Raw genomic sequence first — 14,908 nt, forward strand, 5'->3', positions numbered from 1 at the left:
CTCTGTAAACTCAATATTAGCGTAAATCCCTTGGGCAATTTGCTGACCCAGATGTAAGGTATTGCGTAGTGATGTTTAACCTTTTGGATAGTATTCATGACACTCACCTCGAAGAAAATAGCAGAGCGATCGCATATATTATCAGTTTAGCCTTAAGTTCCAGACAGTCTTGGAGCAGTGGAGTACCGAGTGCGATCGCTTCTGGAGAAAGATATTGGGTGGTGAAGATTTGAGTCATATTAAGCTTTTAACCCAAGTACGGAATGCACGAGTCGTTGCTATTTCCCCTGCCAGCTAATGTTTTCAAGTAGGATTTTAGTTTCTGCTGGTGTTACGATTGTAACCATAGTGAAAGTCTTTCACCTAAATTGTTATCTTTCTTCTTTTTTTAACCTATAATACATATTATTAATTTATACTACAACAAAGTCTATTAAAAATTTGGCGTAAAATAGTAACCCACATTCCGCACTTCAAAATGTAGTACAGAGAGTCACATAATTCTTCTCAGATGCAGGTAAATAAAAGTACACGAATTTTTTCAGTAGTTCGGCATTGAGTTGGCATGAAGAAATAAAGCAAAAGCAAAGTAGAAAATTGATTTCCAGCTTTTGATAAAACTAAATATACATTGATTAATTTCAAATGGGACAATCAGAAAAACTCAAAAATCTTTGATAGGTAAAAAATGTTCCCAATCTCAGATGCGAAAATTAAGAATATCGACCACTTAGGAATAGTAGCTGGGCTGATTGACGAAATAGGAATAGTTGAAATAATAAATTCTAAATTAGGAATAGACACCCGAGAGAAGATTTCAGCGGGAATATTGGTGAAAGCAATTTTAATCAATGGATTAGGATTTGTATCAAGACCTTTATATTTATTTAGCCAGTTTTTTGAAGATAAAGGAATCGAAATATTATTGGGTTCAGAGGTAAAAAAAGATTATATGAATGACGATAAACTGGGAAGAGTCATGGATAAATTATATAAATATGGATTGAATAATCTGTTTATAGAAATTGGATTATCAGTGATTAAAAAATTTCAGATAAATACAAAATATTCACATCTGGATGCGACATCATTTCATCTACATGGAGAATATAAAAGTGGAGAAAATCAGGAAAAAGAAGAAGTAAGCAGAGAAAGACCAATAATTGTAACCAAAGGATATTCTCGTGACCATAGACCAGATTTGAAACAATGTATTTTAGATTTAATTACGAGTAGTGATGGAGATATACCATTATTAATGAGAGCGGGAGATGGTAATGAAGCGGATAAAGCCGTATTTGGAAAAATTTTAGTAGAGTTTAAAAAGCAAATAGATTTTGAAAGTATTATGGTCTGCGATAGCGCATTATATAGTCAAGAAAATCTCCAATTAATTGAACATCTAAAATGGATAAGTAGAGTACCGATGACAATTAAAAAAGCACAGGGATTAGTGAAGTTTGTAGAAATAGAAGAGATAAGTCCAGAAGAAAGAGATAAAAGAGCAGCCCTAAACTTAGAAGGATATAAATGGAAAGAAGAAATAGTAAATTATGGTGGAATTAAACAAATATGGCTAATAGTAGAAAGTCAAAACAGAAAAATTAGTGATTTAGAAAAGCTAGAGAAAAAGCTAAAAAAAGAAAAAGAAAAAGTTGAAAAGCAGTTGAAAGCATTCAAAAAAGAAGATTTTGAAACACCGGAGCAAGCCAGATACAGACTAAAAGCCATTAATAAGAAATTGAAACTATTTGAAATTAAAGATGTTCAAATTTTTGAAAGTCAATCAAAAGAGAATCAGACTATTTATAAAATATCAGGAGTCATTCATGAAAAAATAGAAGAGATAGAAATCCAAAGAAAAGAAGCAGGAAGGTTTATTTTAGCAACTAATTTAGTAGACGAGAATAAGTTAGAGCCAGAAGAAATTCTGAGAAATTATAAAAATCAACAATCATGTGAACGAGGATTTAGATTTCTGAAAGACCCATTATTTTTTGTTGATAGTTTTTTTGTAGAAAATCCTGAAAGAATAGAGACGATGTTATTTTTAATGTCTCTGTGTTTATTAGTTTATAATCTCGGTCAAAGGCAACTAAGAAACAGCTTAAAAAGAGTCAAGATGGGAATCAAAAATCAATTAGGAAAATTAACTTTTAGTCCTACATTAAGGTGGGTATTTCAATGTTTTCAAGGAATTCATATTTTAATTTTAAACGGTGTTAGTCAAATAGTTAATTTAACAGAAGAGCGTCATTTTATTTTGAATAATCTGCCATCATCTTGTCAAAAATATTATTTGCTTTCTTAATTTAAGCAGTATATGGAGAGTGAATAAAAATTTCTCAGTTTCCGAGGAAATCATAATTATTCCTCCAATTTTTAGTGCTTAAATAACCTGTTTTATCAGTTAAATATTTGATAATTGATAATTTTTCTTTATGCCACGGATTGGTTCAATATTCTTTTCTTAATTATCCTAATTGTTTGACTTTTACGTTGATTGTAGTTTTTTTGTACTTCAATTTGAAGTGCGGAATGTGGGGTGTAACAGCAATGTATCTATCACCTTAGGAGAAATCAGACGTGAAAACACGAAGACTTGGAACACAAGGATTAGAAGTCTCAGATATCGGACTCGGCTGCATGGGTATGAGTTGGGCATATGGTAGTAGAGATGAAGCTGAGTCAATTCAAACAATTCACCGAGCTATTGAGCTAGGCATTAACTTTTTGGACACCGCCGAGGTTTATGGCCCGTTCACTAACGAACAATTAATAGGTCGGGCTATCAAAGACCGTAGAGAGCAAGTTATCATTGCTACTAAGTTTGGCTTTAAGATTGATGAAAGCGGTAATATCACTGGTGTAGACAGCACACCAGAAAATGTTCGGCGCGTCTGTGATGCTTCTTTACAAAGGTTGGGAGTTGACCACATTGACTTGTTCTACCAACACCGGGTGGATAAGACAGTGCCAATTGAAGAAACCGTTGGTGCAATGGCAGAGTTGGTGGAGCAAGGTAAAGTTCGCTACTTAGGACTATCAGAGGCAAGCTCAGAAACTATCCGTCGCGCTCATGCAGTCCACCCTATTAGTGCATTACAATCCGAGTACTCTCTTTGGGAACGGAACCCAGAAAAACAAGTTCTGCCAACTGTAAGAGTCTTGGGAATTGGTTTTGTTCCCTATAGTCCACTCGGACGAGGCTTTCTTACAGGGCAGGTCAAACGGGCGGAAGAGTTTGCTGAAGATGACTATCGGCGGAACGATCCCCGTTTCCAAGGTGAGAATTTTGAAACCAACATGAGAATTGTCGATCGCGTTAACCAGATTGCCCAATCCAAGGAGGCGACACCCGGACAAATTGCATTAGCTTGATTGTTGCACCAAGGCGATGATATTGTACCTATCCCTGGTACGAAACGCAAGGCATACGTTGAGGAGAATGCCGCAGCCGCTGAGATTAGCTTGAGTGCTGAGGAATTGGCACAACTGGATCGAGTTGCGCCTGTGGGAGAAACAGCAGGCGATCGCTACGCTCCACAAATGATGAGCCTTCTTGACCGATAACTACGATTGCTTATGAAAATCCCTACTCCCGTACAGACGCGCCATGGGGCGTCTCTACAACTCCCTACTCCCCATTTTCTTACTGGTGTTGCAGGTGCGATCGCCAATGCCATATATCATGCAACAGGGAAGCGTATCCGCGACTTGCCAATTACCCCAGATAAGCTGCTATAGGAGCAACTCACATGAATGGGTCTACACATGATGCTGTGACAAATGAGGAGCATCGTCGCCTAGTAAGCTACGAAGCACCTGTCAGCGTACCGCGCATAAGCACTCAACTGATTATCTCAGCTGGTGAGCCTGAAAACGAAGCGATGCGGTGCTTGCTGCTTGAGCCTCCCACCGATCCAAGCCAGATGCGTGGGTTGCGGTTCGTTATCTTAGCAACAGATGGCGTCGAAGAACTCGAACTCACCGTGCCTTATAAATTTATTGCAGAACGCGGCGGGACTGTACATCTAGTTTCTCCTCGCTTTGAGATGCCACCTGCAAAGTTTGGCGTACAGTATCCTCAGATGCGGGCTACACACATTATGACAGTGCGCTGGATGGAGAATGCTGGTTGGTTTCCAATTGACCGATTCCTCGACGAAGTCAAGGTTTCTGACTATGATGTGCTGATTATACCGGGTGGTACGTGGAATCCCGACGCCCTACGCTCAACACCTACAGCAGTCAATTTCGTCAAGGACTTCTACCAGAGTGGCAAAGTAACCGCCTCGATCTGTCATGGTCCATGGGTGTTTGTCAGCGCGGGAATTTTGCAGGGTAAGCAGGCGACAGCGAACTGGCCTATTCACGACGATTTAAGGAATGCAGGTGCAATTGTGATTGATGAACCAGTTGTGGTTGATGGTAACTTAATTACCAGTCGCCACCCAATTGACTTGCCACCCTTTATGGAAGCAATTGCTGTGGCGGTAAAAAAAGCTACTGGTGCAGCACAACACAGTTTCACCTCTTGAGCAGGTTCAGATCCCCGATTTCTTCAAGAAGTCGGGGACCTTACAGCCCATATGTATCAACATTAAAGTAAATGAAAGAACTTCAAAATATTATTAAAACCTTCGAGCAATGCAAGCTAACTGGTCAACGTACTGCGATCGCTACTGTTGTTAAAACTAGTGGCTCAGTATATCGCAGACCGGGGGCACGGATGTTGCTTACGGAGGACGGTCAAATGATTGGTGCTATAAGTGGTGGCTGTTTGGAGAGCAATGTCTTTGAACGATCGCAACCGTTAATGTTTTACTCAAGCGAGCCGCTAGTTGTGCAATATGATACTACATCTAGCGAGGATATTGTTTGGGGCTTTGGTCTTGGCTGTAACGGAGTTGTCAATGTATTGATTGAATCTCTGTTTGATGCCTCTGCTAGCAATCAGCTTGAGTTTATCGCTGAGTGTTTTCTTCAAAATCAATCGGGAGCGATGGCAACTATCTTTCATGTTAAGGGAGAAACCCAAGTAAAAGTTGCCTCTCGGCTGTTCTTAAAACAAGATGGTGCTGTAGCTACCAATATTAAAGACCGTGAGTTGACTCAAAAGGTGTTGCAAGATGCTCAACAGGTTCTCAAAAACGGGCGATCGCGTGTAGAATCATATTCACTCGTCAACGGATGCGTTGAAGTCCTTCTAGAATTGATTCAACCACCCCTCCCCTTGCTATTATTTGGAGCGGGTCACGATGCCATTCCGGTTGTTGATTGTGCCAAACAACTTGGTTGGCACGTTACAGTTATTGATAATCGACCAGGTTACACAACTCGCGATCGCTTTCCAAATGCAGATCGTATCATCTTTTGCGATCCAGAAAACCTTGAAGCACACCTGAGTTTCAATTCACGCATGGCTGCTGTAGTGATGACCCATAAATATCTCCAGGATTTAGAATTGTTAAGAACTTTACTGTTGTCTCCCCTACAGTACATTGGTCTGTTAGGACCGAAAACTCGACGCGAACGATTGCTTCAAGACTTACAAGCCTCTGAATTCATTCCTACACCGAACCAATTGCATCGCCTCTATGGTCCAGTTGGTCTCGACATTGGTGCTAATACTCCAGAAGAAATTGCTCTTTCAATTGTGACAGAAATTCAAGCTGTTGTTGCTCATCGGGGTGGTAGTTCACTTAGAGAACGCAACAGACCCATTCATTCTCAGCACGATGAACTTTTGTCTTTAGTGCCGTACCAGCTTACAGCAAGTTCATAAAGGTGATCGAGTGCCTGAGACAACTTTTTGCCACGTTCAGTCAGACTGTAGGTAACTTGTGGTGGAATCGTGGGTTCATAGTGGCGGTGAATCATCTCAATGTTAGGCAGATCGTGTTAGGGAGGCAAAGGTAGTAGTCAAACCTTTACTTGTTCTCGCTAATCAAAATTCACTTTGAAACGCTATATAGCATTAATGTCTTCCAGTAGTAACACTTGCAATTCTGTAATACGTTTGAACACCACATCATTAGTCAGAAATGCCTCACAACTTGCTGCCAAAGCGACAGCGATTTGAAAAGCATCTGGTAATTGTAAGTTGTATTTAGCTCGGATTTGAGCAGCATCTAGAGCTATGCTTGAGTTAATAATTGGCTCAAAGATAATGTTTTCAGTGTTAAAAAATAATTCCATGTATTGTTGTTGTAAATTTATTTGTTCTAAACGGTAGGGACGCACTAAACACTCAGCTAGAGTGACTGGGGACGTAACACCTATCAATAAACCGTTCTCAATGCGCTCAAATATTTCTCTGACAATTGGCAAATATTGTAGATTTTCTTCTACGGCATAAATGACTGGTGCGCTATCTAGAAACAAGCGCTTTACATCCTGTAATCTTTCCTCAGTAGTCACTCTTGCTTCCTAGATTCCATTTCTTCAATTTCTAACTCTGGAAACTCTCCCCGTCTCATACGTGTAATATATTCTTGAGCATCCATACCTCCTAAGTGATTGGGTGCAATTCCAATAAATTCAGTAACTTTGCGACGTGGTTTGCCTGTAATCTCGCACCCTCTAAGTTTTTCTACTAAATGAGAAATTAGATGCAGTTGCTCATCAGGTGTAAGTGCATCTACTAGTCTCATCACCTCAATTAATTCTCCAGACATCTTCAATACTCCCTTGTGGCTGTATTATTTTAACCTTAGAGCAAACTTTTTCTCGTACTATAGTGAATAGCTTTCATTTTTATTATCTCTAGGTCAGAGACATCAATAGACTCAAAAATGGCCTCTCGACCAGCAGCAGCTGGTGGAAAGAGAAAAAATCGAAGTCTTTTTGGTGAATAAAACAAACGTAGTTCACAGATGCCGATCGCCCCATTTTGAAGAAAAGGATAGCTAAGTCTAGTTTCTCCAGGTGCCAATCCATACCACATTTTCAGGTAAATAGACCACACCGTAGGGGCGCAAGGCATTGCGCCCTTACAAACAGTGTCGTTCGTTTAGGTGAAAGCGGCTGTAAGAGCAAGATTGTGAATTTATTTTATAGATATAGTTATATATCCGGAGAAGAGGGCTTTCTCCGTGTAGTTTTACCTATAAAAAAACTAACTAATTTTTAATGGCACGCAAAATATCTTGCAATTCATTTATTTATATTTACCCATTATTTATTTATGACTCAATCTAGATATGATTTTCAACGTAATTTAGCAGTTATTATTGGTATTAATGAATACTCAAGTGGTATCCCGCTCTTAACAACTCCTGTTGCTGATGCCGAAAAACTGGCAAGTGTTCTTCAACAAACCTATAAATATCAAGTTAAAACTCTACTCAATTCACAGGCTACCCTTTCTGGATTAAACTCTCTGCTTGAGGATTTCAAAAACAAGAAATTCCCCGTAGGTGATACGACTGTGGAGGTTCAAGAGAGCGATCGCATACTATTTTACTTCGCCGGACACGGAATCGTGCCTACAGATGGGCTAGAAAACAACAGTCATTGCAGAGGCTATCTCATACCAAGTGATGCAAAAACTGAAAATCTTCTCCAAACACAAAACCTTCTCTTACCCATGCAAGACTTGCATGATGCTCTCATAGAATTGCCATGCCGTCATATGATGGTTATTTTAGACTGTTGTTTTGCAGGAGCATTTCGTTCAAGTACCTACCGCAACGCCATGCCTGCACGGAAAGTCTACAAGCAACGTTATGATCGCTTCATTAGCGAAAGTGCATGGCAAGTCATCACCTCTGCTGCTTACAATCAAAAAGCCCTTGATTTCTTAGGTTTTTTTGGCAAGAGAGAAAGTGACCAGACACAAGAACACTCCCCTTTTGCAAGTGCATTATTTGAAGCATTAGAAGGTCATGCTGACACAACTTTAAAAAGAGGTGATGGTATTATCACTGCAACGGAAATTTATTCCTACGTGCGGGATAAAGTTGAGCAAATCACTGACGACCAAAACCTCCGCCAAACACCAAGTTTATTTCCCCTGCAAAAGCATGACAAAGGTGAATATATTTTCTTGCTACCTCAATTTGATAGGGAGAAGCTCGAAGATGCACCCGTACTCAAGCTAGAAAACAATCCATACCGAGGACTCAAAAGCTATGAAGAAAAACATTCTTCTCTGTTCTTTGGTAGAAATGAACTTGTCAATCGACTGTATACTCATATGAGCGAACGCCGTCACCAGCTAACTGTGGTCTTAGGAGTTTCCGGTTCTGGCAAGTCAAGTTTGGTGAAAGCAGGGCTGATTCCTTGCTTGCGAACTCATCACGAACAAGAATTTTATATCTTACCTACCATTCGACCAACAAAGTCTCCTTTTGGAGCACTTGCAGAAGCAGTTTTGCGAAATGCTTATACAGATGAAGCCGAGAAACAAGAGGAAATTTCTCACTTCAAACAAAAGCTTAAGAAATCACCCAGTCAATTTATTAGCCTCATAGAACAGTATAACCAAGTACCCGCTAACACAAAGTTTTTATTGGTTGTTGACCAATTTGAGGAACTCTTGACAATGTGCAAGACAGAAGAAAAGCGAGAGAGTTTCTTAAATTTTTTGGCACAAGCTTTAGAAACAGAACCTCGCCTTTATATTGTGTTGACTTTGCGGTCTGACTTTGAATCCCGTTTTACAGATTCTCCTCTAAAACCATATTGGAATACAGCACGCTTTGAAGTCAAAGCTATGAAGTCTCATGAATTGCGTCAAGCCATTGAAAGACCTGCGATGGAAAAGATGTTAGACTTCGAGCCAGCAACTCTTGTGGATCGCCTCATTGATGAAGTTGGGCAAATGCCAGGGGCGCTGTCACTGTTATCTTTTACACTCAGCGAACTTTATATAAAATGTATAGCACAAGAAAGGCGAACGTTAACTGAAGAAGATTACAATGCCTTGGGTGGAGTTGTTGGTTCGTTAAGACAGCGAGCAACGGAGGAATACGAAAAGTTTGACTCAGCCCATCAAGCAACATTGCGGCGAGTCATGTTAAGAATGGTAACGATTGAGGATGGACAGTTAGCACGGCGGCGAGTCCCTTTATGGGAACTTAAGTACGTTTCGGTTGCAGAGAACGAACGAGTGGAGACAATTCTCAAGCATTTTGCCCAAGTTCGCCTGATTGTTAAGGGACAAGACATCGGAGGAGAACCTTATGTAGAACCCGTTCATGATGCGCTAGTCAGAGAGTGGGACAAGTTGGAAAAATGGCAGCGACAGGAACACGAAAACTTGATATTGCAACAGCGTTTAACATTTGCTGTTTATGATTGGAACAAGCACGAGCAAGCAATAGGGTATCTTTGGGTGAACGATCCTCGTCTCAATCGCTTAGAGGAATTGCTTGAATCTAAAGATGGTAACTGGCTCAATCAACTAGAAATAGAATTTGTTCAAACTAGCATCAACAGAAGAAAGAAAGAGCGTGAGAAAGAGAAAAAGCAGCGACAAAAGTTCCAGAGATATCAAGTGACAGCAGAACTGCAACAGCAAGCATATCTCGTCCAACAGCTACTCACGCTTAAACAACCCGCGAGCAGTTTGGCTCTAGCAGTCGTAACATTAGGACAGAATTTAGAAGAACTCACAGAGATTCTCAGCCCCGTACAGTCTAGCTTAAGAGCGGCAGTGGAAAATGCCAGAGAACGGGATATTTTGGGGGTCGGGGATATATCTGCTGTGGCTATTAGCTCTAATAAACAGTACATCGCTTATAGTGTATCGGATTCATTAAGTTTGTGGGATTTTCAAGGGAGTTTTATTAAGGAATTTCTAGTTTCCGATAGCGATCGCATCCAAACCATCGTTTTTAGCCCAGACAGTCAGGCGATCGCAACTGTTAGCAATAATTGTAAAATACATTTGTGGAACATTTATGGTGACCTTCTCAGTTACTTTACAGTCCCCGATGGTAATATCAACTCTATAGCTTTTAGCCCCGATAGTCAAACAATGATAACGAGTACTTCTGGGAGTGAGGGAAAAATCCAATTATGGAACATTAATGGTGATTTAATTCGAGTTTTTTCTGTCTGTCAAGAGAGACTAAATTCAGTAGCTTTCAATGGTAAATACATTGTAACCGCTAGTGCTGTAAGTCAGGAAAAAGTTCAGTTATGGAATATTGAGGGTAACTTAATTAAAGATTTTATTGACCTTGAAGAAGAAATCAACTCTGTCGCTTTTAGCCCTAATGGTGAATATATTGTGACTGGTAGTGCGGGTCGTTTAGGAAAAGTCCAGCTATGGAGTTCTCAAGGAGAATTTATCAAAGAATTTCTCTTAGGTGAGGATGAAATTAACATTAAAGAAAATGGGGTTCAATCGGTTGCTTTTACATCAGATAGTCGGAAAATTATTTGTATCAGTCAATGTGAAACAGGCACACCATCAGTCGTGTTGCGATTGTGGAACTTAGAGGGCTATGTCATCCAAAAACTGGCATATTCTGGAAATTACATTGCTGTAAGTGCAGATGGCAAATGTGCTATTACAGGCAGTCGTGGAGACTTTGGCAAGGTCACATTATGGGATTTGCAGGGCGATGAAATAGATGTCTTATCAGAACATCAAACTGCTATTCACTCAGTTGCTGTCAGTGGTGATGGAAAAATTATTGTGAGTGCGAGTGATGATGGCGCTTGGTTGTGGAATTTTAGAGATGCTATTCGTCAACCACTGCCACATAAAGGAACTGTCAAGTTAGCTGCGATCGCTACTGATGGGCAAGCGATCGCAACAGGAACTCACAATGGAATTCTACGTTTGTGGAATTTACAGGGCGATTTATTAAGAGAGTTCCAAGCATATCAAAGTGCGGTCAATGCAATTGCTATTAGTCCCGATGGCAAGAAAATTATCACTTGTGGAAGTGATGACCTGAATCTTGACAAGATACGACTGTGGGATTGCCTGGGCAACTTGCTGGAAGAAAGATTCTTTGAAGGTCAAAAAAGCTTTCACCGGAAAGTTGCTATCAGCGCTGATGGCAAGACAATTGTGAGTATCAGTGATGTTGTTAACATTCAGATGTGGAATGTCCGGGGTCAATTGATTGCGGAAATTTCTGATGGTCACTCGGCTTATATCAATTCAGTGGCTGTGAGTGCTGATGGACAAACGATTGTTACGAGTAGTGATGATGAGACGTTAGGATTGTGGAACAGACAGGGTAAACCTATCCTCGATCGCCCTTTGTTAGATTCAGTTCCTCATTCCGTCGCCGTTAGCGCCGATGGGCAGTATATTATTAGTGGAACTCGCGACAATTGCGTGCGGTTGTGGGATCGGCAAGGTCATCTCATCGATCGCCTCCTCCCCGGACATGCAGATGTTGTGAGTGCTGTTGCTATCAGCCAAGATGGGCTAACAATTGTCAGTGGAAGTTGGGATGGAATGGTGCGGTTGTGGTGGGGCGGTAATTGGAAAAACTGGCTGCAAGTGGCTTGCGATCGCCTGCGCTATCACCCAATCTTAGAAGAGCTTTCAGACGACATTGACAAACAAGCCTGTGAAGTTTGCAGAAAACTTGTTTGGGAACAAAACGATCTATCAGAAACAATATGGGAGAGCGAGAACCCCTCTGTTTTAACCAAGAGATGAAGCTCGACCCATAGGGCTTTAGCCCTGTGTTTCTATTTTCCTTTTTGATTTTCAATATACTTTTTAACTACCTCGGTACTGACTTGACCTGTTGAAGCTACAAAGTAAGTCGGTGTCCACAAAGCAGGTAGTTTTTTTAAGTTAGATTTTTCCTACCGTTAGGGCTACGGTTAGTAATTTAACGACTGCGATCGCTTGTTCTTCGAGTGGCTCATGAGCGGATTCTCGAACGAGCCAGGGATGGTGAAATTTGAGGGTAGCAGCAGTCACTGCTGAGGTTGCCAGGGAGAGATCGGCAATCTGGAATTCACCACTTTCGACTCCACGGGTCAAAATTCCTAGAAGGATGGACGATAAAACCTGCAAGTGATGCTCGATTACCGTGCGATCGGCTTCCACAATGGCGAGATAAGCGTCAAAAAGTTCTGGATCGGCGGCAAGTTTGTCCCGTTTGAGCCGATAAAGTCCTAATATGTAGGCTTGCAGGCACTCCTCAGCAGAGACCGATTTTTGAGTCATCTCTTGCAGAGCTTGTTCAATGCCGCTAAACCAACGTCCTACAACGGCATCCATCACATCCGCTTTAGTTTTAAAGAAGCGGTAAACATTGGCATGCGACATTTTACAAGCACGAGCAATTTCACTAACTGTAGTGCGGGCGTAGCCATACCGCCGGAGATGGGCTTCAGCTGTTGCCAAAATGAGTTCTTGTGTCTCTTGAGCAGTCCGTTCTGTTTGCGCCATCCCAGTTATCAATTGCTACTTTCTCACTAACACATTTTGCCACTTGTCTGGCGCATTAGACGACTAATATAGCGTTTCCTAGTCGTTGAGGTACAAATTTATCAGCGTCCATCCGCGTTCATCTGCGGTTAATTCATTATTCTGTACCTCACGAAAGTGGGAATTGCTATAATATCTAAAATAATATAAAAAATTAGACTTTATTACTAAAAGATCAAAAAATAGATTTTTGCCTGTATTTTCTATTAAAGTTACAGAACAAATTTTTTGTTACATGACTTTGCTAAGAATTAATGCGAATTTCATTAATTTTCCCACTTTAATTGACGACTACTGCCACTTTCCCGATTGGTAGGAATTCCACGATTGGGGGGTATACGGGCTTCTAGTTGCTCTTGTTTAAGAATTTTGACGATTCCACCAGGAGTTTTCAGAGAATGTAACAAATAATATACTTGTACGTAGTTAGCAGAGACAGCTATTATTCCTAGCGTTATCAATGGAGCTATAATATATTGCAGTTTCATTATCTGTACCTCAGAAAAAACACTTGTAATACAACTTCACTAGTGTCTGTGTGTTTTTCTGATACAACATGGAACTCTACTGTTCTAGATGAGTAAAGATTTGGTAAATGCCAGGGGCTTCCCTCCTTTCATCTCGTTGAGGCAGTGGACTGAATTTCAAACGCCAAAATTTTGGGAATAAGTCCAAGTCAAGCAACATAACATTGTTACAGAAAAATTGCACTTGATTATATAAAGATTATTGTCAAGAGAAATTCCTTCATCGTTACCAGTGTTAATTTAGTGGTTGAAGCTAATATAGCTATCGTATTTGATTTTTGAACTACACGTAGGGTGGGCAATGCCCACCGCAAGCTTTAGTTGGTGGGCATTGCCCACCCTACAGTACTTAAAGTTTTTCACAAATCATTTATGATTTCTATAGTTTTCTTAGCTAAGTAAATTAGCTTAGATCTTGTCGTCTTTTCAGGCCGGCTTTTCCTTTATTTAGCAAGGAAAAGAAAGCGCTAGATTGTATTGGGGATGATAGCTATGATTGGAATAGTTATATTTTTAGGTTTTTGCTTTCTTTGGCTGATTGGCTTAACACTTCTAGCAGAAATCTGGTTTTTTGAAGAAGAACAGCAGTTTTAAGGAAAATTCTCATAGAGGTTTTAGATAACAAAAAAGCGCTCCTTTTTAGGGAGCGCCTGGATTAGTTACACTTTGTTTAGCATTACTAACAAGTTAACTGTGTGTTACCTAAACCTTAACCGTTGATAGCAGGAGCGCTGATAGCAACAGGCGCAACTTCAGCAGATGCTAAGTCGAGAGGGAAGTTGTGAGCGTTGCGCTCGTGCATCACTTCCATACCGAGGTTAGCGCGGTTGAGGATGTCTGCCCAAGTACCGATCGCACGACCTTGTGAGTCAATCACGGACTGGTTGAAGTTGAATCCGTTGAGGTTGAACGCCATGGTGCTGATGCCCAGTGCGGTGAACCAGATGCCGACTACTGGCCATGCTGCCAAGAAGAAGTGCAAGCTCCGACTGTTGTTGAATGATGCGTATTGGAAGATCAAGCGACCGAAGTAGCCGTGTGCGGCGACGATGTTGTAGGTCTCTTCTTCTTGTCCGAACTTGTAACCGTAGTTCTGAGATTCGGTTTCGGTTGTTTCACGAACCAAGGAAGAGGTCACTAGAGAACCGTGCATTGCACTGAATAAGCTACCACCGAATACACCTGCTACACCTAACTGATGGAAGGGGTGCATGAGGATGTTGTGCTCAGCCTGGAACACCAACATGAAGTTGAAGGTTCCAGAGATTCCCAAAGGCATACCGTCAGAGAAAGAACCTTGACCGATGGGGTAGATCAAGAAGACTGCGGTTGCAGCAGCAACGGGTGCGCTGAACGCTACGCAAATCCAAGGACGCATACCCAAGCGGTAGGACAATTCCCACTCACGACCCAAGTAGCAGAAGACGCCAATCAGGAAGTGGAAAACCACCAACTGGTATGGACCACCGTTGTACAACCACTCATCTAAGGAAGCCGCTTCCCAGATGGGGTAGAAGTGAAGACCGATGGCGTTAGAAGAAGGAACAACTGCACCGGAGATGATGTTGTTACCGTAGAGTAAAGAACCTGCAACAGGTTCGCGGATACCATCGATGTCTACTGGAGGAGCAGCGATGAAAGCAATGATGAAGCAGATGGCTGCGGAGAGGAGTGTAGGGATCATGATGACACCGAACCAGCCTACATAAAGGCGGTTTTCGGTAGAAGTGATCCAGTTACAAAACTGCTCCCACACGCTTGCGCTTTCGCGGCGTTGTAAGGTTGCTGTCATGGTTTTATGATTGCGATGAATTTTGGCGAATGTGTATAGGCTTTTTTGCCTATGAACTTAATCTACATCTGTTTACTTAACTTTACAATAGAATTAAGTTTAGTAAAACTCATCAAAAACATAAGTGGAACTTATGAAAATACCATTTAGAGATCGGCTCTAGTGCTGCAT

At 41.1% G+C, this 14,908-nt stretch carries 14 protein-coding genes and 1 pseudogene; 8 read left to right on the forward strand and 7 right to left on the reverse strand.

Features of this window, described 5'->3' with window-relative positions:
• Window positions 1-68 precede the first annotated feature (68 nt).
• The 7 genes from WA1_RS57000 (at window position 69) to WA1_RS17335 (ending at window position 5,788) form a co-directional block, all read left to right on the forward strand.
• A complete protein-coding gene (locus tag WA1_RS57000) occupies window positions 69-233 on the forward strand; it encodes a hypothetical protein (RefSeq protein WP_158516645.1) in 165 nt (54 codons plus the stop codon).
• A 455-nt stretch (window positions 234-688) separates the two neighbouring features.
• A complete protein-coding gene (locus tag WA1_RS17320) occupies window positions 689-2,311 on the forward strand; it encodes an IS1634 family transposase (RefSeq protein ID WP_017750193.1) in 1,623 nt (540 codons plus the stop codon).
• A gap of 275 nt (window positions 2,312-2,586) precedes the next feature.
• On the forward strand, window positions 2,587-3,381 hold the full coding sequence (locus tag WA1_RS17325; protein ID WP_017746190.1) for an aldo/keto reductase: 795 nt from the start codon (window positions 2,587-2,589) through the stop codon (window positions 3,379-3,381).
• Window positions 3,382-3,573 carry a hypothetical protein gene (locus WA1_RS59885; protein ID WP_017746191.1) on the forward strand — a complete coding sequence of 64 codons (192 nt, stop codon included), beginning with the start codon at window positions 3,382-3,384 and terminating at the stop codon, window positions 3,571-3,573.
• 12 nt (window positions 3,574-3,585) lie between these two features.
• The gene (locus WA1_RS57005; protein ID WP_158516646.1) at window positions 3,586-3,747 is read left to right on the forward strand and encodes a hypothetical protein; all 162 of its coding nucleotides are present in this window, start codon (window positions 3,586-3,588) and stop codon (window positions 3,745-3,747) included.
• An 11-nt stretch (window positions 3,748-3,758) separates the two neighbouring features.
• Window positions 3,759-4,541: a type 1 glutamine amidotransferase domain-containing protein gene (locus tag WA1_RS17330; protein ID WP_017746192.1), complete on the forward strand. Its 783-nt coding sequence runs from the start codon at window positions 3,759-3,761 to the stop codon at window positions 4,539-4,541.
• A gap of 71 nt (window positions 4,542-4,612) precedes the next feature.
• Window positions 4,613-5,788 (forward strand): XdhC family protein, encoded by a 1,176-nt coding sequence (locus WA1_RS17335; protein WP_017746193.1) that lies wholly within the window; start codon window positions 4,613-4,615, stop codon window positions 5,786-5,788.
• Here WA1_RS17335 and WA1_RS61700 read toward each other — a convergent pair.
• The 3 genes from WA1_RS61700 to WA1_RS17345 form a co-directional block, all read right to left on the reverse strand.
• Entirely contained in the window at window positions 5,734-5,883 is a 150-nt protein-coding gene (locus WA1_RS61700; protein WP_081402899.1) for a winged helix-turn-helix transcriptional regulator, read from the reverse strand. The genes WA1_RS17335 and WA1_RS61700 overlap by 55 nt on opposite strands.
• 87 nt (window positions 5,884-5,970) lie before the next feature.
• Window positions 5,971-6,423 carry a type II toxin-antitoxin system VapC family toxin gene (locus WA1_RS17340; protein WP_017746194.1) on the reverse strand — a complete coding sequence of 151 codons (453 nt, stop codon included), beginning with the start codon at window positions 6,421-6,423 and terminating at the stop codon, window positions 5,971-5,973.
• A complete protein-coding gene (locus tag WA1_RS17345; RefSeq protein WP_017746195.1) occupies window positions 6,420-6,680 on the reverse strand; it encodes a hypothetical protein in 261 nt (86 codons plus the stop codon). Before WA1_RS17345 ends, WA1_RS17340 begins: the two co-directional genes overlap by 4 nt.
• A 509-nt stretch (window positions 6,681-7,189) precedes the next feature.
• On the opposite strand from WA1_RS17345, the gene WA1_RS17355 reads away from it, so the two are divergent.
• The gene (locus WA1_RS17355) at window positions 7,190-11,635 is read left to right on the forward strand and encodes an nSTAND1 domain-containing NTPase (RefSeq protein ID WP_017746197.1); all 4,446 of its coding nucleotides are present in this window, start codon (window positions 7,190-7,192) and stop codon (window positions 11,633-11,635) included.
• A 32-nt stretch (window positions 11,636-11,667) separates the two neighbouring features.
• Here WA1_RS17355 and WA1_RS52840 read toward each other — a convergent pair.
• From WA1_RS52840 to psbA, 4 genes and pseudogenes are all read right to left on the reverse strand, one after another.
• Window positions 11,668-11,787, reverse strand: a pseudogene (locus tag WA1_RS52840) (transposase); the annotation flags it as partial.
• Entirely contained in the window at window positions 11,777-12,379 is a 603-nt protein-coding gene (locus WA1_RS17360; RefSeq protein ID WP_017746198.1) for a TetR/AcrR family transcriptional regulator, read from the reverse strand. The pseudogene WA1_RS52840 and the gene WA1_RS17360, both read right to left, overlap by 11 nt.
• A gap of 305 nt (window positions 12,380-12,684) precedes the next feature.
• A complete protein-coding gene (locus WA1_RS17365; RefSeq protein WP_017746199.1) occupies window positions 12,685-12,906 on the reverse strand; it encodes a hypothetical protein in 222 nt (73 codons plus the stop codon).
• Window positions 12,907-13,654: 748 nt separating this feature from the next.
• On the reverse strand, window positions 13,655-14,737 hold the full coding sequence (psbA, locus tag WA1_RS17370) for a photosystem II q(b) protein (protein WP_017742609.1): 1,083 nt from the start codon (window positions 14,735-14,737) through the stop codon (window positions 13,655-13,657).
• Window positions 14,738-14,908: the final 171 nt, after the last annotated feature.

Origin of the sequence: Scytonema hofmannii PCC 7110 (genome assembly GCF_000346485.2) — a bacterium.
GTDB lineage: Bacteria > Cyanobacteriota > Cyanobacteriia > Cyanobacteriales > Nostocaceae > Scytonema > Scytonema hofmannii.

Bases quoted from the DNA above. Each gene is read 5' to 3' on its own strand.
- WA1_RS17360 (WP_017746198.1), bottom strand. From the start codon at position 12,379: ATGGCGCAAACAGAACGGACTGCTCAAGAGACACAAGAACTCATTTTG.
- WA1_RS61700 (WP_081402899.1), bottom strand. From the start codon at position 5,883: ATGATTCACCGCCACTATGAACCCACGATTCCACCACAAGTTACCTAC.
- WA1_RS17335 (WP_017746193.1), top strand. From the start codon at position 4,613: ATGAAAGAACTTCAAAATATTATTAAAACCTTCGAGCAATGCAAGCTA.
- psbA (WP_017742609.1), bottom strand. From the start codon at position 14,737: ATGACAGCAACCTTACAACGCCGCGAAAGCGCAAGCGTGTGGGAGCAG.
- WA1_RS17320 (WP_017750193.1), top strand. From the start codon at position 689: ATGTTCCCAATCTCAGATGCGAAAATTAAGAATATCGACCACTTAGGA.
- WA1_RS17355 (WP_017746197.1), top strand. From the start codon at position 7,190: ATGACTCAATCTAGATATGATTTTCAACGTAATTTAGCAGTTATTATT.
- WA1_RS17345 (WP_017746195.1), bottom strand. From the start codon at position 6,680: ATGTCTGGAGAATTAATTGAGGTGATGAGACTAGTAGATGCACTTACA.
- WA1_RS17365 (WP_017746199.1), bottom strand. From the start codon at position 12,906: ATGAAACTGCAATATATTATAGCTCCATTGATAACGCTAGGAATAATA.
- WA1_RS57005 (WP_158516646.1), top strand. From the start codon at position 3,586: ATGAAAATCCCTACTCCCGTACAGACGCGCCATGGGGCGTCTCTACAA.
- WA1_RS17330 (WP_017746192.1), top strand. From the start codon at position 3,759: ATGAATGGGTCTACACATGATGCTGTGACAAATGAGGAGCATCGTCGC.